At 70.9% G+C, this 18,894-nt stretch carries 15 protein-coding genes and 1 pseudogene; 7 read left to right on the forward strand and 9 right to left on the reverse strand.

The features are described 5' to 3' along the window. The first annotated feature begins 65 nt into the window (after positions 1 to 65). Positions 66 to 2,207, forward strand: coding sequence for an O-antigen ligase family protein (locus tag M3M55_RS05320; RefSeq protein WP_249011792.1), 2,142 nt, complete (start codon positions 66 to 68; stop codon positions 2,205 to 2,207). Between the two features lie 34 nt (positions 2,208 to 2,241). Here the strand turns inward: M3M55_RS05320 and M3M55_RS05325 are convergent, their stop codons facing one another. Beyond that, positions 2,242 to 3,354 carry a hypothetical protein gene (locus M3M55_RS05325; protein ID WP_249011793.1) on the reverse strand — a complete coding sequence of 371 codons (1,113 nt, stop codon included), beginning with the start codon at positions 3,352 to 3,354 and terminating at the stop codon, positions 2,242 to 2,244. Positions 3,355 to 3,393: 39 nt separating this feature from the next. Here M3M55_RS05325 and galE point away from each other — a divergent pair, with 39 nt between their 5' ends. Further along, complete coding sequence (gene galE, locus M3M55_RS05330; RefSeq protein ID WP_249011794.1) at positions 3,394 to 4,383, forward strand: UDP-glucose 4-epimerase GalE; 990 nt, start codon at positions 3,394 to 3,396, stop codon at positions 4,381 to 4,383. Positions 4,384 to 4,390: 7 nt separating this feature from the next. On the opposite strand, the gene tmk is transcribed toward galE, so the two are convergent. After that, positions 4,391 to 5,005, reverse strand: coding sequence for a dTMP kinase (gene tmk, locus M3M55_RS05335; RefSeq protein WP_249011795.1), 615 nt, complete (start codon positions 5,003 to 5,005; stop codon positions 4,391 to 4,393). Between the two features lie 42 nt (positions 5,006 to 5,047). On the opposite strand from tmk, the gene M3M55_RS05340 reads away from it, so the two are divergent. Together M3M55_RS05340 and M3M55_RS05345 are read left to right on the forward strand one after the other, a co-directional pair. Continuing rightward, positions 5,048 to 6,289: a hypothetical protein gene (locus tag M3M55_RS05340; protein WP_249011796.1), complete on the forward strand. Its 1,242-nt coding sequence runs from the start codon at positions 5,048 to 5,050 to the stop codon at positions 6,287 to 6,289. 6 nt (positions 6,290 to 6,295) lie between these two features. Further along, complete coding sequence (locus M3M55_RS05345; protein WP_249011797.1) at positions 6,296 to 6,868, forward strand: GNAT family N-acetyltransferase; 573 nt, start codon at positions 6,296 to 6,298, stop codon at positions 6,866 to 6,868. Positions 6,869 to 6,881: 13 nt separating this feature from the next. On the opposite strand, the gene M3M55_RS05350 is transcribed toward M3M55_RS05345, so the two are convergent. Continuing rightward, a complete protein-coding gene (locus M3M55_RS05350; protein WP_249011798.1) occupies positions 6,882 to 7,574 on the reverse strand; it encodes a histidine phosphatase family protein in 693 nt (230 codons plus the stop codon). 116 nt (positions 7,575 to 7,690) lie between these two features. Between M3M55_RS05350 and M3M55_RS05355 the strand changes: the two genes are divergently transcribed. Next, positions 7,691 to 8,923, forward strand: a complete 1,233-nt coding sequence (locus M3M55_RS05355; RefSeq protein ID WP_249011799.1) for an NADH:flavin oxidoreductase/NADH oxidase family protein — start codon at positions 7,691 to 7,693, stop codon at positions 8,921 to 8,923. Between the two features lie 60 nt (positions 8,924 to 8,983). Then, on the forward strand, positions 8,984 to 9,376 hold the full coding sequence (locus M3M55_RS05360) for a DUF2237 family protein (RefSeq protein ID WP_249011800.1): 393 nt from the start codon (positions 8,984 to 8,986) through the stop codon (positions 9,374 to 9,376). A 77-nt stretch (positions 9,377 to 9,453) separates the two neighbouring features. Here the strand turns inward: M3M55_RS05360 and M3M55_RS05365 are convergent, their stop codons facing one another. From M3M55_RS05365 to M3M55_RS17555, 3 genes and pseudogenes are all read right to left on the reverse strand, one after another. Then, a complete protein-coding gene (locus M3M55_RS05365; RefSeq protein ID WP_249012447.1) occupies positions 9,454 to 11,679 on the reverse strand; it encodes a hypothetical protein in 2,226 nt (741 codons plus the stop codon). Positions 11,680 to 12,045: 366 nt separating this feature from the next. Then, the gene (locus M3M55_RS05370) at positions 12,046 to 12,366 is read right to left on the reverse strand and encodes a DUF3324 domain-containing protein (RefSeq protein WP_249011801.1); all 321 of its coding nucleotides are present in this window, start codon (positions 12,364 to 12,366) and stop codon (positions 12,046 to 12,048) included. A 132-nt stretch (positions 12,367 to 12,498) separates the two neighbouring features. After that, a pseudogene (locus M3M55_RS17555) lies at positions 12,499 to 12,654 on the reverse strand (hypothetical protein); the annotation flags it as partial. A gap of 119 nt (positions 12,655 to 12,773) precedes the next feature. On the opposite strand from M3M55_RS17555, the gene M3M55_RS05375 reads away from it, so the two are divergent. Further along, entirely contained in the window at positions 12,774 to 14,027 is a 1,254-nt protein-coding gene (locus M3M55_RS05375) for an ISL3 family transposase (protein WP_249010767.1), read from the forward strand. Here the strand turns inward: M3M55_RS05375 and M3M55_RS05380 are convergent. The 3 genes from M3M55_RS05380 to M3M55_RS05390 all read right to left on the reverse strand — a co-directional run bounded on the left by M3M55_RS05380 (position 13,981) and on the right by M3M55_RS05390 (position 18,368). Beyond that, positions 13,981 to 15,144 carry a hypothetical protein gene (locus M3M55_RS05380; RefSeq protein WP_249011802.1) on the reverse strand — a complete coding sequence of 388 codons (1,164 nt, stop codon included), beginning with the start codon at positions 15,142 to 15,144 and terminating at the stop codon, positions 13,981 to 13,983. The genes M3M55_RS05375 and M3M55_RS05380 overlap by 47 nt on opposite strands. Before the next feature lie 27 nt (positions 15,145 to 15,171). Beyond that, positions 15,172 to 15,408 (reverse strand): hypothetical protein, encoded by a 237-nt coding sequence (locus M3M55_RS05385; RefSeq protein WP_249011803.1) that lies wholly within the window; start codon positions 15,406 to 15,408, stop codon positions 15,172 to 15,174. A 149-nt stretch (positions 15,409 to 15,557) separates the two neighbouring features. Beyond that, a complete protein-coding gene (locus tag M3M55_RS05390; RefSeq protein WP_371878728.1) occupies positions 15,558 to 18,368 on the reverse strand; it encodes an AAA family ATPase in 2,811 nt (936 codons plus the stop codon). Between the last annotated feature and the right edge of the window lie 526 nt (positions 18,369 to 18,894).

Consider the following 18,894-nt stretch of genomic DNA (forward strand, 5'->3'; position numbering starts at 1 on the left):
CAGCGGATCCTCGCGCAGCGGCCGGACAGAACCGGCGTCCAAGCGGCCTCTGAGGCCACCCACACGTGCCCCCTTCAGTTTATCCCCCGCAATTTGGCGCCAAAACCGCCCGCGCCCCCCAGGCCCTCGGGGTCGCCCTGTTCGCCGCCTGCCTGTATGCCGCCTTCGCCGGCGGGGCGATTCGCACTCCCGACGAGCCGCGCCTGCAGGTCGGCATCGCGCTGATCACGATCGCCGCCGCCATCATCGGGGTGATCGCCGGGACGCCGACCCCCACCGTCCCCCGGCGGGTGCGGCTCGGCGTCGGTCTGCTCGCCGGCTTCTGGGCCTGGAGCGCGGTCAGCCTCGCCTGGAGCGCGAGCCCGGACGGCACCTGGGTGGCGACCAACCGCGTCTTCGCCTATCTGCTCGTGCTCATCCTCGCCGTCCGCCTCGGCGCGAGCCTGCCCAACGCGATCATGCTCGTGCGCCGCGGGGCGCTCACCCTCAGCCTCGTCATCCTTCTCTACGCGCTCGGGCAGAAGGTCGCACCGGGTCTGCACGTCGGCGGGCTGCTCAACCTCGACCGGACCGGGCAGTACGCCCGCCTGCAGGCGCCGCTGGCCTACTGGAACGCGCTCGCGCTCGCGTTCGTCCTCGGCGCGCCCGCGGCGCTCACGCTCGCGTTGACCCCGAGCGCGCCCCCCCGTGCCCGGCTCACCGGCTTCATCGGCCTCGAGCTGATCGTCGTCGGGATCGGCTTCACCGAGTCCCGGGGCGGGTTCCTCGCCCTCGCCGTCGCGCTCGCGGTCACCGTCCTGCTCAGCCCCGACTCGCTGACGACGCTGATCTGGGCGGCCGTCGCCGTCGCCTTCGGGGCCCTCGGTCTGGTCATCGGCCTGCTCGCCCACCCGCTCACCGGCAACGGCGTTAGCCTCGGCGCGCGCGAGCAGGCCGGCGTCTACCTCGGGGTCGTCCTGGTCGCCGTCGCGGTCCTCAGCGCCCAGCTGCTCCCGGTCCTCGACCGGCTCCCGGCCGCGCTCACCCGTCCCCGGCGCCGGCGGCTCTGGCGCAGCCTCGGGTACGGCAGCCTCGGCCTCATCGCCGTCGGGCTGATCGGCGCGGGCGTCTCCCACCGCGGCCTCGGCGGCCAGATCAGCCACCTGTGGCAGAGCTTCACCAACGCGGACACGATCGCGACCTCCGGCGCCGGGCGGCTGCTGTCGGCCAGCTCGGCCAACCGGATCGCCTGGTGGGGCCAGGCGCTCGCCGCGTTCTCACACCGTCCGCTCGGCGGCTGGGGGGCCGGCTCCTTTCCCGTCCTCAACCTCCTCTACCGTCACAGCACGGTCGCCGTCCAGGACGCCCACAGCGTCCCTCTGCAGTGGCTCGCGGAAACGGGCCTGATCGGCACCCTGCTTGCCGTCGGGGCGTGGGGGACGCTGCTGCGCAGCGGGGTGGCGGCCGTCCGTCGCGCCGGTGGGGATCGCGTCGACCCGACCCGACTCGACACCGACCCGGCCCGGCGCCGGCTCGCGGCCATCGCCCTGCTCGCGCCCGCGTTCGCCTACACCGTCCACGCCCTCTATGACTGGGACTGGAACATCCCCGGGGTGACCCTGCCGGTGATCGTGATGCTCGGGGTCCTCGCGGGCTCCCTCGCGGGCCCCGGCACTGACCGGCCGACCGTGCTCGTCGTCCCACCGCCGGTCACCCCGTCGCCCACCCCGTCGGCGGCACTCCGCCTGCTCGGGCTCGCGGCGATCACTCTCGGCATGTCCCTGTACGGCATCTCCGCCGTGCTGCCGGGGGCCGCCGCCGCGGACGCGAACGCGGCGCTGGTCCGGGCGGCCGCGGGCACCCCGGCCGCGCTGCGCCAAGCCCGGGCACAGGCGGCGAGGGCGACTGCGCTCGATCCGCTGTCGGGGGCCGGTCCGCTCGCGGCCGCGAACATCGCCGTCGCCACCGGCGAGCTCGGGATCGCCCGCGATGACCTGCTCGAGGCGATCCAGCGTCAGCCGACCGACGAGCCCGCCTGGGTCGGCCTCGCCCACGTCGACCTCCAGCTCAACCGGGACCGGGAGGCGCTCGTGGCGATCACCCGCGCGCTCGCCCTCGACCCCGAGCTCGGCGTCGACGGCTACCTCAGCCTCGCCGAGAACGCGATCGCCGCCAACCGGGCGGCCGCGCCGCCGGCGGCCTCGCCGACCGCGATCCCGACGCCCTGACGGATCGCCTGGACCTGGGCGACCCCGACCCCGGTCACTGCCCGGGGTTGAGCTGACCGCGCAGGCGGCCCAGCTCGGTCTCCCGGGCCGCGAGCGCCGCCTCCGCCTCGGAGGCGCGGGAGCGGGCCTCCTCGAGCGCGGCCGCAGCCGCGTTGAGCTTCGCAGCGACAACGGCGGGATCGCCACTGTCACCGTCGACGGCGGACCCGGCGGCGACCGCCTGCTCGTGGGCCTCGCGCAACGCCCGCAGCGAGGTCAACTCGAGTCGTGAGTCGGCGAGCTCGAGCTGCAGGTTGCGGGCGTGCTGCTGGAAGTCGGCGGCGACCTGGCGGGCGACGTCGATCTCGACGCTCAGCTCGGCCGTGATCTGCTCCCACTGCAGGTAGGTGTGCTGGGCGTGGGCGTCCCGGTCCGCGAGGGTCTGGCGCAGCAGCTGGATCTCGGCGCCCCGCTGGATCAGCGTCGTCTCAGCCGCCTCCGCCTCCGCGCGGGCGTGGTTGGCCTGGGTGCGACCGAGCTCGACCGCCCCCTGGGCGTCGCGCAGCTCCTCCAGCGCCCCGGCGAGGTCGCCGCGGGTGCTGGCGAGGTCCTCGCGCACGGTCGCGAGGTCGTCGCGGGTGCTGACCAGGTCCGCCCGCGCGTCCGCCAACTCGGCGTCAAGGCTCTTGAGCCGGGTCTCCGAAGCGCTGCGGGCAGCCGCGGAGGTCTCCGCCGCCGTATCGGCCGACACCCGCCGCGCGCGCTCGGCGGCGAGGCGGCGCTCGAGTTCCGCGATCAGGTCGCCGGCGCCGGCGTCGACCACGGGCGCCGGCGCCGGCGCCGGTCCCGGGAGACCGGCGCCGGCCAGCGTCACCCGGGCCGCCGTCCGCTTCGTCGGCTTGGGCAGCGGGATCCGTTCGCCGTCGGGCAGTTCGAGCACGAACCGGCGGGCGCCGTCGACCCGCTCGGCGGGCAGGCTGAAGGCGGCGCGGGCGACGCCGGGCGGTCCGGCGGGGGCGGGCAGCGGGTGCACCGGCTCGCCGTCGTCGATGATCAGGGCAGCACCGGACGGTTCGAAGGTCGGCTCGGCGGCAATCCGCAGCAGGGCCCGTCCGGGGATCGCCTCGACGTGCTCAAAGGCACGGAGCTCAAAGACCGCATCGCTCACTGCGCCGCGATTCTACGCGGGATAACCTCCTGGCTTCCAATGAGGCTCCTGCTCACCGGTGGCGCCGGCTACGTCGGGTCGATCGTCTCGCGTCATCTGCTCGGCGCCGGACACGAGCTGACCGTGCTCGACAACCTGTCGACCGGCCACCGGGCGGCGGTCGCCCCGGGGGCCGCGTTCGTCGAGCTCGACCTGCGGGACGGCGCCGCCGTCCACGCCGCCCTCGCCGGCGGATATGACGGGGTGCTGCACTTCGCCGCACTGTCGCTCGTCGGGGAGTCGATGAGCGCGCCCGGGCGCTACTGGGAGAACAATGTGCTCGGCTCGCTCCACCTGCTCGAGGCGATCGTCGCCCACGGCATCCCGCGGCTCGTGTTCTCTTCGACCGCGGCGACCTACGGCGTCCCCGAGACGGTCCCGATCCGCGAGGACGCGCCGACCCGGCCGAGCAACCCCTACGGCGCCTCCAAGCTCGCCGTCGACCTGATGATCGGCGGGTTCTGCACCGCCCACGGGCTCGGGGCGGTGTCGCTGCGGTACTTCAACGTCGCCGGCGCCCACGCCGCCGGTCACATCGGTGAGGCCCATGACCCCGAGACCCACCTGATCCCGAACGTGCTCAAGGTGCCCCTCGGCGAGCGTGACGCGGTGTCGGTGTTCGGCAGCGACTACCCGACCCCGGACGGGACGGCGGTGCGCGACTACATCCACATCAACGACCTCGCTGCCGCCCACGTCCTCGCCCTGCACGGCGCCCGCGCAGGCGAGCACCGCATCTTCAACCTCGGCACCGGCAGCGGGTTCAGCGTGCGGGAGGTGATCGCCGCCGCCGAGCAGGTCACCGGGCAGGCGATCCCGACTCGTGAGGCGCCGCGCCGGCCCGGGGACCCGCCCGCGCTCATCGCCTCGTCGGAACGGATCGCCGACGAGCTCGGGTGGGTACCGGCCAAACCGTCGCTGGAGGCGATGATCGCCGACGCGTGGGCGTTCGCTCAGGCCCACCCGCATGGATATCCCGCCGGCGGCTGAGGCCGCCTCAAAACGTCAGGTCGGCGAGGGCGGTGAGGGCGGCGTCGAGCACAGCCTCCGGCGATTGTCCCGCGTCGATCCGGATGATCCGCCCCGGCTCGGCGGCGGCGAGCGCGGCGTAGGCGGCTCGGACCCGGGCGTAGAACGCCTCCCCGGCCTGCTCGAGCCGGTCCGGCGCCTCCCCGCGCGCGGTCGCGCGGGCGGCGGCGAGTTCGGGGGCGAGGTCGAGCCACAGGGTCCGGTCGGGCGCCAGTCCGCCCGCCGCGAAGGCGTTGATCGCCGCGACCGCGCCAACCCCGAGCCCGCGTCCGCCGCCCTGGTAGGCGAGCGAGGAGTCGATGTAGCGGTCGAGGATCACCGTTTCGCCGGCGGCGAGGGCGGGGAGGAGGCGCTCCTCGACGAGCTGGGCGCGGGCGGCCGCATACAGGAGCGCCTCGGCACGGTCACCGATGACGAGCGCCGGGTCTTTGACGAGGGCACGGATCGCCTCTGACACCGCCACCCCGCCGGGTTCGCGCAGGCACCGGACGGTCTGCCCGCGCCGTCCGAGGGCGTCGGCGAGGGCGTGGGCGAGCGTCGTCTTGCCGGTCCCGTCCACCCCCTCGATCGTGATCAGCGCCATCGCGGTGGTGACGGTAGCGACCGGGCTTTAGCATCGAGGGTGATGGCTGTCGCCCTCGACGACCACCCCCACGCCCGCGCGGTCCTCGCTCCCGCCCTCAGTGCCGGGCGGCCCTCCCACGCCTACCTGTTCCACGGCCCCGGCGGGGCGGGCAAGCGCCGCCTCACCCGGCTGATCGCCGCCGACCTGCTCGCCGAGAACGCCGCGGACCCCGGGAGCGCCCGGGCACGGGCGATCTCGGGCGCCCACCCCGATCTCACTTGGGTCGCCCCGAGCGGCGCGCACGAGATCCTCGTCTCCGACATCGACGCCGCCGTCGTCGCGGCGGCGACCCGGACGCCGTTTGAGGCGACCCGGCGCGTGTTCGTCATCGACGGCGCCGACTCACTCGGTGAGGCGGCCGCCAACCGGCTGCTGAAGACGCTCGAGGAACCGCCCGCCTACGTTCACCTGATCCTCATCGCCGACCGGCCGGCCGAGGTGATGGCGACGATCGCCAGCCGCTGCCAGCTCGTCCGCTTCGACGGGCCCTCGCCGGCGGCGCTCGCCGCCGAACTGGCCGTCGCCGGGGTCCCGGCCGACACCGCCGCGGCCCTCGCCCGGCTCAGCCTCGGCGACGCGAACGTCGCCCGTGAGCTCGCGAGCCCGGCCGGGGCCGAGCTGCGGGCTGCCGCCGAGCGGTTCGCGGTGATCGCGATCGCCGGGGAGAGCGCGACGGCCGCACCCTGGCGGGGCCTGCTCGAGGCGGTCCGGGCGCGCGGGGAGGCGGTCGCGGCCGAGCTCGCGGCCGCCGCCGAGGCTGAGCTGGCGATCGTCTCGCGCCGGGACCGCACCCGGGTCGGCCGCGAGTGGGAGGAACGGACCCGGCGGGTGCGCCGGCGGGTCGAGACGGGTGCGCTCGGGCTCGCCCTCACGCTGATCGAGGCGTGGCTGCTCGACGGGGCGGCGCTCGCCTGGGGGGCAGCCGATGAGGTCCGCAACTCCGATCGCCTCGACGCCTCCGGACGCCTGTCGGTCCCGGCGGGTGAGCGGCCCGCCGCCGGTCTGCCGGGACCGGCGGCGGCAGCGGCGGCGGTGGCGGGCCCGGGTGGGGGACCGCGGGTCCGGGGTTCTGCGGGCGGCGGCGGGGTTGGTGCAGACGCCGGGGGCGGGCCGGCGCCGGAGCGCCTCATCGCCGCCGTCGCCGAGGTCGAGGCGACCCGGATCACGCTGGTGTTGAACGTCAACGAGGACCTCGCGCTGGAGGCGCTCGCCTACCGGATCGAGGACGCGCTGAACCGGTGAGCGGTGATGAGTGAGATGCTCACGCGCGCCGGCGGTAGGCGCACCGGTGGCCGCTCGAGGGTGTACCTGCGCGGTCCCGGGCCGGCTGACGAACGGGAGTTCATCACCCTGATGCAGGCCTCGGCGACCTTTCACCGGCCGTGGGCGTCGGCGCCGAGTGACCATGAGCGGTTCGTCGCCTACCTCGAGGATGCCAAGCGCGACAACTTCGTCGCCCTGCTCGTCTGCCGCCGGGAGGACGACGCGATCCTCGGCTTCTTCAACATCTCCCAGATTGTGCGGCGGCTGTTTCAGAGCGCCTACCTCGGCTACGCGATCGGGCGGCCCTACGCCGGCCAGGGGTACATGGCCGAGGCGATCGAGCAGGTCCTGGAGGTCGCCTTCCTCGAGCTCAGGTTGCACCGGCTGGAGGCGAACATCCAGCCGGGGAACGAGCCGTCGCTCGCCCTCGCTCGGCGGGCCGGGTTCCAGCGCGAGGGATTCTCCCCGCGGTATCTGAAGATCGGCGGGCGCTGGCGTGACCATGAACGCTGGGCGATCCTCGCCGAGGACTGGCTGACCGCCCGCGGGCTGCGCTGAGCGGCGCGGCCGGCTACCGGTAGGTGAGCAGCCCCGGGTCGGGCCCGAGGTGGCTCTGCTCGTTGAAGGCGAGCAGGGAGAGGCCGCGGCGGCCGCTCGACAGACGGGTGATCGCAGTGTTGACGGCGACCCGGTTGAGGCTCAGCCAGCCGGCGGTCGGGAGTTCCAGCAGGGTCGCGCAGACGGCGGCGATCACCCCACCGGAGCTGACCACGATGGCGGTCTGGCCGGCCCTGAGGTCGGCGGCAAGGTCACGGAGGGCCGCGTCGGTCCGGGCGCGGAAGGCCGGGTAGGACTCGGGCGCGGGGCTTGCCGCCCCCGCGGCGATCCAAGCGGTGAGCGAGCTTTCGAGCAGGGCCTGGAAGGCGGCCGGGGTGGGCGGGGCGGCCAGGGTCGGCGGGGCGGCCGGCGGGTGGGCGGCGAGCAGCGCCTCGATCGCGTACTCGTTCCAGCGCGGGTCGGTGTCGACGCTCGCTCCGAGGCGGGCGCCGATCGGGGCGGCGGTCTCACGCTGGCGGGTCAGGCTCCCGGTCACGATCCGGTCCGCCCGAACGCCCTGGCGGGCGAGCGCCTCAACGGTGAGCGCCGCCTGGGCGTGGCCGCGCTCCGACAGCGCGTCGTAGTCGGCGGCGCCGAAGGAGGCCTGGCCGTGGCGGATGAGCAGGATGCGCGGCACCGGCCCGGAGGGTAGGGGCAACGTGGTCATCTGCGCGACCGGAGGGCCGTTCCGGCACCCGGCCCGTTAGATTCCGGTGCGCGCGACTGCCGACACGCCTGTCGGTTGGTGCGAGCCGAACCCGTCCGCCCCGACCAAGGATCGCCATGGCGACCCAGACGACCGCCGCCTCCCTGTCGGCCCCCCTCACGCTCGCCAACGGCGCCGTGCTGCCCAACCGGATCGCCAAGGCGGCAATGAGCGAGCAGCTCGGTGACCTGCGCAGCGGTGCGCCGACCGGCGCGCTGGAGACCCTCTACCGGCACTGGTCCGCCGGCGGACTCGGCCTGACGATCACCGGCAACGTGATGATCGACGCCCGCTCGATCGGCGAGCCGCGCAACGTGATCGTCGAGGACGACCGCCACCTCGACGGCCTCGCCCGCTGGGCGGCGGCCGCCCGTACCGGCGGGACTCAGGCGATCGTGCAGCTCAACCATCCGGGGCGCCAGACCCCGACGGGGCTGTCGGCGCGCGTCGTCGCCCCGAGCGCGATCCCGGTCGCGATCAAGGGGGCGTTCCCGACACCGCGCGCCCTCACCCACGCGGAGATCCTCGAGCTGATCGAGCGGTTTGCCACGACCGCCCGGCTCGTCTGCGCCGCCGGCTTTGACGGGGTGCAGATCCACGGTGCCCACGGCTACCTCATCTCCCAGTTCCTCTCCCCCAAGGCGAACGTCCGCACCGACGACTGGGGTGGCGACCCCGAGCGCCGGCGCCGGTTCCTGCTTGAGGTCGCCGCCGCGATCCGGGCGGAGATCGGGCCGGAGAAGATCCTCGCACTCAAGCTCAACTCGGCCGACTTCCAGCGCGGCGGCTTCAGCGAGGAGGAGTCCCTCGCGGTGATCGCCGAACTCGAGGCGGCCGGGATCCACCTGCTCGAGATCTCCGGCGGCACCTACGAGGCCCCGGCGATGGCCGGCACCCTCGCGGAGTCGACGATCGCCCGGGAGGCCTACTTCCTCGAGTTCGCCGAACAGGTTCGGGCGGTCAGCTCCGTCCCACTGATGGTCACCGGCGGCTTCCGCTCCGGGGCGGCGATGCAGGCGGCCCTCACGGCCGGCGCCGTCGACGTGATCGGCCTCGCCCGCCCCCTCGCCCTCGAGCCCGACCTGTCCCGCCGGCTGCTGGCCGCCCCCGATCACACCCGCTCGCAGTTCGCCCTCCACACGATCGGGATCCGCGCCCTCGACGCCGCCGCGGACCTGATGTGGACCCAGCATCAGATCCACCGCCTCAGCGACGGCAAGGCACCGGACCCGGCCTACGGGCCGTGGCGGGCGACGCTCGAGGCGCTGCTGGGGACCGGGGTCAACACGTTCCGGCGCCGGCGGGGATAGGGCGCGGCGCGCCGGTGAAGGGTGGGACGATGCGCTGGCGTGGGGCGCGATACTGCGCCCATGCCCGAACGCAACGTCCTCGGTGGCCCGCTCGCGCCCTGCGGGGTCGACCCGGTCACCGGCTTCTTCCGGGACGGGTGCTGCCGAACTGGACCGGAGGATCTCGGCAGCCACACCATCTGCGCCGTGGTCACCGTCGACTTTCTCGACCACCAGCAGCGGATCGGCAACGACCTGAGCACGCCGATGCCCCAGTACCACTTCCCCGGCCTGGTGCCCGGTGACCGCTGGTGCGTGACGGCGGTCAACTGGCTGCGGGCCCACCTTGACGGTGCGGCTGCCTTCGTCGTCCTCGCCTCCACCCACGAGCGTGCGCTGGAGATCGTCCCGCTCGAGGTCTTGCGGGAGCACGCCGTCGACGTGCCCGCCGACCCGGGGGCGCTGGGCGACTGAGGGCCCGGCGGATGGCGGGGACGCGTGGCCCGAAGCCCGTCTCAGCGGGGTTCGGGCCACGCCGCCACCTTCGCGGGCTACGCGTGTGGGCAACTCACTTTCTTGCGCGGTTTTCCGGGTACGACCTCATAACACTTCGGCGTGCTGAACTTGACCTGCAGTCGCCATGTCTGTTGGTCCTCCCAGCTGCTGAACTCAGAACCGGTTCCCAGCGGTCCGCCGCCGGGGAGCTCAAGGCATCGGATGTAGCCGATCGGTCGCCGCTGACAGAGGGTCATCGACCCGCTCCCGGAAAACGTGACCTTGGTGCCTGGCTCAACCGTGCAGTCTCGGAACGTTGGGGAGGTGCCCTTCTTGCAATGGAGCTTGACCTTGTCCGGCGGCGAGATGTGGCCGTCACTGGAGACGTAGTCGGCCGGGAGCGCCTTGCCGACACAGGAACTCAGGCCGGGGCCGCCCAAGCGCGGGTTGGGAAGCGTTACAAACCATAGGAACAGTGCATACCTGGCCGGGACCGGCCCGCAGCGTGGATGAGGATCGTCAACAGAGGCGCCGGGTGGGCACGTGACGTTCTCGTCGAATGAGAACGTCCCGGGCAAGAAGCCGTGCGCGCCCAACAGAAGCACGCCGATCCGGGGTGAGAACACCCCGGGGGCGCGTCCGCCCGGCAGCCCCTGTGTCGACCACGTGAACGTCATCGTCCCATCACCGGTGCACGGATTATCCCTGGTCACAAAATGAACTACGTCCCTCGCCGAGCCACTGACGGTCACCGGTTGGATCACGATCAGGACCTTCTTCGGCGGGGTGACGGTGAAGTCGGCTTGCGCCGTCTTGCCCCCCACCGGGGTCACCTGGACGCGGTAGGAGCCGGGCTTCAGATGCGACGCGCCGGCGGCCGTCCCACCACTGAGGGTGTTGAACATGCCGGCGGTCAGGAACAGGGTGTTGGGGCCGGGTGGCGCCGGGACGGTCAGGCCGGGTCCGCCAAAGGACACATAGCGGGAGCAGGCCGGTCTGTTCGCGTTCGTGAGGTTCGCTGGAACGCAGCTGCCGTTGACGCGCCGCCCAGCGACCTTGAGCTGCAGCACGAAGTGCACTGACACCGGCTCAGAGAGGTTGTAGGTGGCCACCACCTGAGCCGGCCCGCCAGCCTCGAACCTGGGAGGCGAAATCTGGAAATCGCTGATCACTGGCGTCGTGGCCGGGGCGAAACTCGCGGTGACGGCCTCGTTGCCGCTGATCGTCAGATTGCAGCCGCCGCTACCGGCGCACGCTCCGCTCCAGCCGTCAAACGCAGATCCCGTTGCTGGCATTGCGTCCAGCGCGACCGCTGTGCCGGCGGGGTAGCTCTGCGAGCAGGTCCCTGGGCAGGAGATTCCGGAGCCGCTCACGGTGCCGCTGCCCTGTATCACCACCGTCAGCGTGTGCTGATTCAACGGCGAATAGATGAGCGCGTTTCCGCTGCCGTCCGCCGCCGCGCAGAACGACGCCGACGCGCACGACACCGCGGACAGCGGGGTGGCCGCATCGATGCTGGCAGGGGGACTCCAGAGCCCGTTGTCATATGTCAGCGCGTAGCCGCCGTTGTCCACCGCGGCGCAGAACGAGGTCGACGGGCACGACACTGATACCGGCGCGCCGGCGCTGTCGATACGTGCCGGAGCGCTCCACGAGCTGCCGTTGAAGCTCAGCTCGTTGCCCTGGGTATCGACCGCGATACACATGGAGACCGAGGGGCACGCCACCGAGGAGAGGCTGGCGGTGTCGATCGGCTCGGGACCGCTCCATGAGCTGCCGTCGTAGGTGAGAGCGTTGCCCTGGTTGTCCACGGCCACGCAGAATGATGACGACTGACACGACACCGACGGAAGCGGGTTCTGGTTGGCGATGTCGCCCGCTGAGTTCCATGAGCTGCCGTTGAAGGTCAGCGCATAGCCGCTGGAGTCCACAGCGGCGCAGAACGACGTAGACGTGCACGACTCCGACTCCAGTCCGTTCGTATCGATGCTGTCCGCCGCGCTCCAGGAGCTGCCGTTGAAGGTCAGCGCATTCCCCTGCCCATCCACTGCGACGCAGAACGACACTGATGGGCAGGACACCGCATTGAGCGCGTAACTGTCGATCGCGGTCGGGGCGCTCCAGGAGTTGCCGTTGAAGCTCAGTGCGTTGCCCTGGCCGTCCACCGCGATGCAGAACGATGGTGACGGGCATGACACTGACGAGATCAGGTTCGTGCCGTCAACGCTGGATGGCGTCGACCAGCCACTTGCGGCCAGCGCCATCCCCGACCCGACGAGCATCAGCACCCCGACGATTATCCCAACGAGAGCGGTCCGAAACCAGTTTCGCTCGCGCAGACCGATGCTTGGAATTGACGGCGCGTCGATCGGGCGGCTCCTTGACATGAAATAGCCCGAACCTCGGCTAGGAGAAGACCGGGCCGGCCGGCTGTGAGCCACGGCAGGGGAAGCAGCGCGCGGTCCGGGCCGGGTCCTGGCGGTTGTGATTCTTCGTCTTCTGTTCGTGCCCCGTGACGGCGGCACCGACACCACCGGCGTTTAGGGACCCGCTGTTTCCCACCCTGGGTCGGGCATGCTCGCTCGCCCCGCCACGAGTCGTTCCGGTCCAGAGCCGAGAATGCCGCAGTGCGACGTGCGCGGAGACCGTCATCTCGGTGGGGACAGGATCGTGAACTGAGCGCTGATCTCCCGGCTCTGTCGCCCAAACAGCGCCGCAGTGACCTGTAGGGTGTAGCGTCCGGGCTTGAGTGGGTGGCCGTTCACGCGTCCGCTGAAGCGGAACCGGTTGATCCCAGCGTAGTCCTGATGGGTGAAGGAACCGACCGTCACCAAGTGCCAGCCGATGCGCCTGCAGCCGCCGATGGTCCCGTGTCCGGGGAGAGTGCGGCGCGGGGTGCAGTGGGTCAGCGGCGTCCAGCGCAGCAGCCGCAAGGTGCTCGTCGCCGCGAGGCTGTCCCGGTAGCTCACGACCGCGCCGCTCGCCCTGCCGCGTGGTCCTGAGTTCGGTGGGACGGACGGCCCGCTGCGCCCGGCGTGAAACCTGTGCGGCACCAGCCGCAGCCCGGAGAGCACCGCGACTGCGGGAATGAAGCTTGCGGTGACGGCGTGATCTGAGCTCATCAGCAGATAGCACCCGCCGGTCCCCGTGCACGCTCCGCTCCAGCCGGCGAACGTCGATCCCGCGGCGGCTCGGGCGCTCAGCGTGACTCTCGTGCCCGCGGGGTAGCTCTGTGAGCAGGTGCCCGGGCAGGAGATCCCGGCGCTTGTGACGTTCTCGTGGGTGCGGTGACTGGCTGAGAATGGGGCGCACGCCCCGTCGCTTCTAGCCTTTCCGGCTGTTCGAAGGCTGGGATCGACTGGAGGCGAAACGAGACGTGCGCAGCATCAGAATATGGGCGCGGCTGCTTGGGCTGCGCGGGGCGGTGATCGAGGACGTGACAGTCAACGACGCTGGGGAGGAAGTAGAGGTCGTCGTGTCGGTCCGGCCGGGCTGGCGTCAACGGGACCGCTGTGGGATCTGTGGCCGGCGGTCTGGGCGCTTTGACCGTGGTGGCGGACGGCGGCGCTGGCGGGCGATGGACCTCGGGACCAGCTTCTGTTGGATCGAGGCTGACGCCCCGCGCGTGTCCTGTGCCCGTCACGGGGTTGTCGTCGCCCGTGTCCCGTGGGCACGCCATGACAGCCGCTTCACCCGCGCCTTTGAGGATCAATGCGCCTGGCTGGCGGTGAACTGCTCCAAGAAGGCTGTCGCTGAGCTGATGCGCTGCTCCTGGCGGTCTGTCGGCACGATCCTGGAACGCGTCTGCGGCGAAGCGGGGTTGAGCGTTGATCTGCTGGCGGGGCTCAAGAGCATCGGGATCGATGAGATCAGCCACCAGCGCGGTCAGAGATACCTCACCGTTGTCGTTGACCACCACACCGGCCGGCTGGTGTGGGCCGCCCCCGGCCGTGACCGCCGGACCGTGCTCGCGTTCTTTGACCAGCTTGGCGAAGAACGCTGCAAAGAGATCGAATCGGTGAGCTGTGACATGGCCGGCTGGATCAGCTCCGCGGTCGCTGAACGGGTCCCGTGGGCGGAGCGGTGCGTGGACCCGTTCCACGTGATCGCACTCGCGACCGACGCGCTCGATGAGGTCCGCCGCGAGCTCTGGCGCGACGCGCGACGCGAGAAGAACCTGACCCTGGCCAAGGACCTCAAGGGCGCCCGATTCTGTGTCTGGAAGAACCCTGAGCACCTCACCGACCGCCAAGTCGCCAAGCTGTCTGAGATCCAGAAGCTCAACGGGCCGCTCTACCGCGCCTATCTGCTCAAAGAACAGTTGCGCCAGATCTATCAGGCCGACACGCCCGAGGAGGCCGAACGGCTGCTGGACGGCTGGCTGTCCTGGGCGCGGCGATGTCGGCTGCCAGCGTTCTGCAAGCTCGCCAGAACGATCAAAGCCCAGCGGGACGGGATTCTCGCCGCGGTCCGTCTCGGACTGTCCAACGCCCGGGTTGAGCAGATCAACACCCAGATCCGTCTGATCACCCGGCGCGCATACGGGTTCCACTCCGCTCACGCGCTGATCGCGTTGGCGATGCTCACGCTCTCAGGGCTCTGCCCGCCACTGCCAGGACGGGTGAACTGACCCACGAAAACGTCACAAGACCCGAGATCCCTGAGCCGCTGACGCTACCCGTGCCGCGGCTGATCCCCCTGAGCGACACCGTCAACGTGGGGGGCGGGGGTGGCGGTGGGCTCGCGGAGTAGGTGAGCACGTTCCCAGCGCCATCGACGGCGGCACAGAACGACGTCGACGGACATGACAGCGAGTTGAGCGCGCCAGCGCCGTCAATGGCGGCAGGCGCACTCCAGCTACTGCCGTTGTAGGTGAAAGCATTGCCGGTTACCCCAGTCGCATAGTCCACCGCGGTGCAGAATGACGCTGACGGGCACGACACGGCCGTGAGATCGTTGCCGCCGTCGATCCGAGCCGGCGCGCTCCAGTTGCTGCCGTCATAGATCATGGCGTTGCCATCCCCGTCGACGGCGGCGCAGAACATCGCGGAGACGCACGACACCGACTCGACCGGGTAAACGCTGGGGTCATCGGCATTCCCCGAGATGCTCCACGAGCTCCCGTTGTAGATCACGGCCTCATCGCCGTGACTGGTGTTGAGCGCCGCGAGGCAGAATGACGAGGATGGGCAGGACACCGAGAAAAACGTCGCCGACTGGACCGGGGTGGAGCTCCAGCTGCTGCCGTTGTAGGTCAAGGCGTTTCCGGCGTTGTCTACGGCCGCGCAGAAGGAGGCCGACGGACACGACACCGAGCTGATGACGTTCGTCGCGTCGATGTCGACCGGCGCGCTCCACGTGCTGCCGTTGAAGGTGAGCGCGTTGCCGTTGTCGTCAACCGCGACGCAGAAGGACGATGAAGCGCACGACACCGACCGAACGACGTTGCCGCCGTCAATGCTCGCGCTTGTGCGCCACGAGCTGCCGTCATAGGTCAGCACGTTCGCGGGCGAGGCAGCGTCGACCGCGACGCAGAACGACGACGATGGGCACGACACCGACTCAAAGGCGTTGGTCCCGTCAATGCTGCTGGGCACCGACCAACCGTTTGACGCTAGGGCGCTTGCGGGAACAAGCACAAGGATGCCCGCGATCGCAATCGCGTTCGCGATCGCGAACCAGAGACGACGCCGATAGCGCCCAGCTGATCTGCGCAGCCTGACCGTTCTCATGCGGTTCTCCTCCATCTGTGCGTCGATGCCATGGTTCGCGACCTATGCCGTCTCTGAGGCGAGCCCCGCGAGTTGTGTCTCGAGCTCTCGTATGTGCTCGACGCCAGGTCTCAGCCCCTCGTGCTCGAGGCCGCCGTGCTCGAGCAGCGCGAACGTTGCGCGGCCAAGCTCGCCGTAGGCCCGGGTGAGATCGTGCCTGAGCTGCGTCTCCCGGACGCTCTCACGAGCGCGGTTGGTGGCCTGCTCGGCCCCCTCCTTCAGCTTCTCGATCAGCCCCACCACAACCCTCCTGGACTGGCCTCAGATCGGCACCGGGCGGATCAACGATCCGCTCGCCTGCGTCCACCTACCACAAACCTAAGGACATCCGCGCCCCGTTAGCATCGGTAACGCGACCTATCTTTTACGGTCCGCTTCCCGCGCTCAGGTCAGTCTCGCTCGGTCCGATCTGCGATCAGCGCGCGCCGGGTGCTGACGCCCAGCTTGGCGTAGACGTGCCCGAGATGGTGTCCGACCGTCCTTGGCGAGAGCTGCAGCACCGCGGCGATCTGCGCGTTGCTCAATCCCTCTGCGGCGAGCCCGGCGACGCGCTGCTCCTGAGCGGTCAGCTCGGTGGAGTCGCGATCCCGTCGCCGGCGTCTGCCGCCAGCCGCCCCAAGCTCAGCGCGCGCGAGCCTTGCCGCTCGCTCGGAGCCGGTGCGCTCAGCAAGTGAGAGCGCAAGGCTCAGCGGCTCGCGCGCCTCACGCGGCCTGCCGCTGCGGCGGAGATACACGCCGTGGCTGATCAGCGCATCCGCGTGGTGGATCGGCATCGGCAGTTCGGCGAAGATTCCGAGCGCCGCCTCGAACCGCCGGTCGGCCTCCTGTAACCGCCCCTCGGCCGCGGCGATGCGCGCGTGTCCGAGCGCCAGGACGGCCCGTGGCCAGCGGCATGATAAGGGGTGGGCGAGCAGTTCGAGATCTTCGATCAGCGCGCGCGCGCGGTCGACGCGCCCCGCGGAGAGGTGGGCTTCGATCCCGACGCTGGCCCACGGAACGATGCACGGCTCGCGCCATCCCGTCAGCTCTGCAATCTCGGCGGCGTGCACCATCGTGTCAGACGCGTGCTCGGGTTCGCCGGAGGCCAGCAGCCTTCTCGCATCGAGCAGGTCAAGCCAGAGCGATACCGGCGCGTAATACCGCGGCGGGTTCCCCGACGTGAAGGAGCGCAGCACCTCAAAGTGCGCGCGGGCGTCCTCATCGCGACCGAGTTCTGTCAGCAGCACGGCCTGGGCGAGGTCCATCCACGGAGCCATCGGCACGGCGCTCAGGGAGATCGCGCCCTGCACCAGCTCGAGTGCCTCGCGTGTACGCCCGAGCCTGTGAACGGCGTCGGCGTAGGCCCCAGCGAGGGCGTTGATCAAGATCGGGGCGCCATCTTCGATCGCCGCCGCGAACTCACGCTCGAACAGGTCTGTGGCACCGGCAGGGTCCTCCAGCAGCTTGAACGTGTTCAGTGAATGAACCGCCATCGTCCAGGCCCACCCGCTGTCGCTCGGATCGGTCCGAGCCGACCAGCGCTTCGTCTCACGCGTGAGCAGCGCAACTCCGCATGGATCGCCCCCCATCAGCCTCGAATAGGCACTGAGGAACTCCAGTCGGGGACGGGTCGGAGCGTCAGCCCCCAGCAGCGCAAGCGCGCGCGAGGTGATCGTGATCACCCAGGGAATCGGTGAGGCCACGTGGCAGGTGACCGCCGCATCGGCGAGAGTCGCCGCTTCGACCGCCGGGCCGGCAAGGGTCGCAGCGGCCACCGCCTGATCGAAGAAACTCTCGGCCACCGCCGGGCGACCGGCGACCATCGCGCCTCGCCCGAGCAGCGCCAGGGCGCGCGCCCGCGCGCCGAGCTCGAGAGCGGGCCGTGCGAGAAGCCTCTCGCAGACCACGCGGGCAGCATCGATCTGAGCCCGCGCGGCGAGCGCGGACGCGTACTCGAGCAGAAGCTCGCCGTCTGCCGTGTCCTGGGCGAGCTCGGCGGCGCTCGCGAGATGCACGCAGGCAGCTTCCAGCGCCCCCTGGCCAAGCGCCGCCCGGCCTGCCCGCGCGGCGACTTGGACCGCTAAGGGGTCGCCGATCAACCTGCCCGCGGCCGCATGCGCGGCGGCAACGGCATCCGGTGCGCCGGCAGCGACCAGCAGCCGGAAGGCAGCCGCGTGAAGGCGCTCACGCTCAGAGAGCGGCTGGCTCTCCAGCAGCGCCTGAGCGAACAGCGGATGCACGAATGCCGCTTCACCGGCGCCGAGATCATCGAGCAAGCGTGCCCGTACCAGGCGCATGTGCGCCGCCTGCGCGGCCACAGGATCGAGGTCAGCCAGCGCCGCTGCGACCTTGGGCGCGAACCGCACGCCGAAGATCGACGCCGCGTGCAGGTAACCAAACGCTTCATCACCAACCCCGGCGAACCGTTGCAGCAAAAACGCCCGCCCGAGCGTGCCTCCATGTCCAACATCCAGCGCCCCCCCGGCATTGAGGACCCAGGCCCCGGCCTCCAGTAGCAGCGGCGTGCCCGCGCACGCCCGCCACAGCTGATCGCCCTGCCCCGCATCCAGCGGGCGTGACGCGATCCGGGCCACGAGCGCTTCGGAAGCCTGCGGGCTGAGCGCCTCCAGCTCCACCACTCGCGCGTGGCCGCTCACGACCAACTCCTGCACGAGTGCGGAGGCGGGATCAGACTCGGGCCGCAGCGAGCCGAGGACCAGAACGCGACTGGTCGTCAAACGTCGGCACAGGAAGCCCAACAGCGCGAGCGAGTCCGGGTCGCTCCAATGCAAGTCATCCAGCGCCAGAAACACCGGCGTGCGGGCTGCCAGCTCCCCCAGCCAGCGCAACGTTCGATAAAACCGTGCCGGCTGGCCACCGAGGCGCTCCAACCGCACCACATCCTCAACAGCAGCACCCCCCAACGCCACGACGGCCTGCGAGAACAGCCCAAACGGCAAGCCCACCTCCATCGGACTCCCAACGGCCGTGGCGATCCGAAACCCCTGCGCCCGAGCCGCCGCCGCGGCCGCCCCGAGGACCGACGTCTTGCCGATCCCGGCCGTACCGATCACGAACACGGACTCACCACCACCCCGCCCGACAGCGCTGATCGCATCCTCGATCGCGGTCAGCACCGCATCACGCTCCAGCAGAAACTCGCCCCCGACCCCGGGTTCACGCCCCTCGATCATCTGGCGCAGGCCGCCGCGAGCAACCATCAGGGACGGATCCTAATCGCCCGATCATCACGCGCAGCTATTCCCTTCGCCGTAGTGAACCTCGAGGACGAGGGCCCAAAGTCAGCGGAGGCCGAAAGTCGGATCCTGGGCCATGTCCGGGATCGGCGATCCGGCGATCCCGGACCTCTCCGCGGTCGCGGGGCGTTAGCTACGCTTGCCGCCAGCAGTGGTCGATCAGGAATTTGCTGTACCCGCGCTTCCAAGCATCGGATCGCGGGGCCGCCGAGTCCAGGAACCCTGCACACGCCGACGTAGCTCAGCTGGTAGAGCACTTCACTCGTAAAGCGCTACCCCCATTTTGGGCCTGGAGCGCGAATCGCCTTTGTTTCGGCGGCATTTCCCGCGGGTGCAGGTGCTTTGGTGAGATGTCCGTGTACCCGGACGATCCATGAGAGGCCTTGAGAGGACAGCACTGGCCGTGAGTTGCTGCCCCAGTGCTGCCACGTTTCTCGCCCGTATGGCGCCGTGCTATCCGACCACCGGCGGACTTGTTCTGAGCACGCCG

This window comes from Conexibacter sp. DBS9H8, from assembly GCF_023330685.1.
Classification (GTDB): domain Bacteria; phylum Actinomycetota; class Thermoleophilia; order Solirubrobacterales; family Solirubrobacteraceae; genus Palsa-465.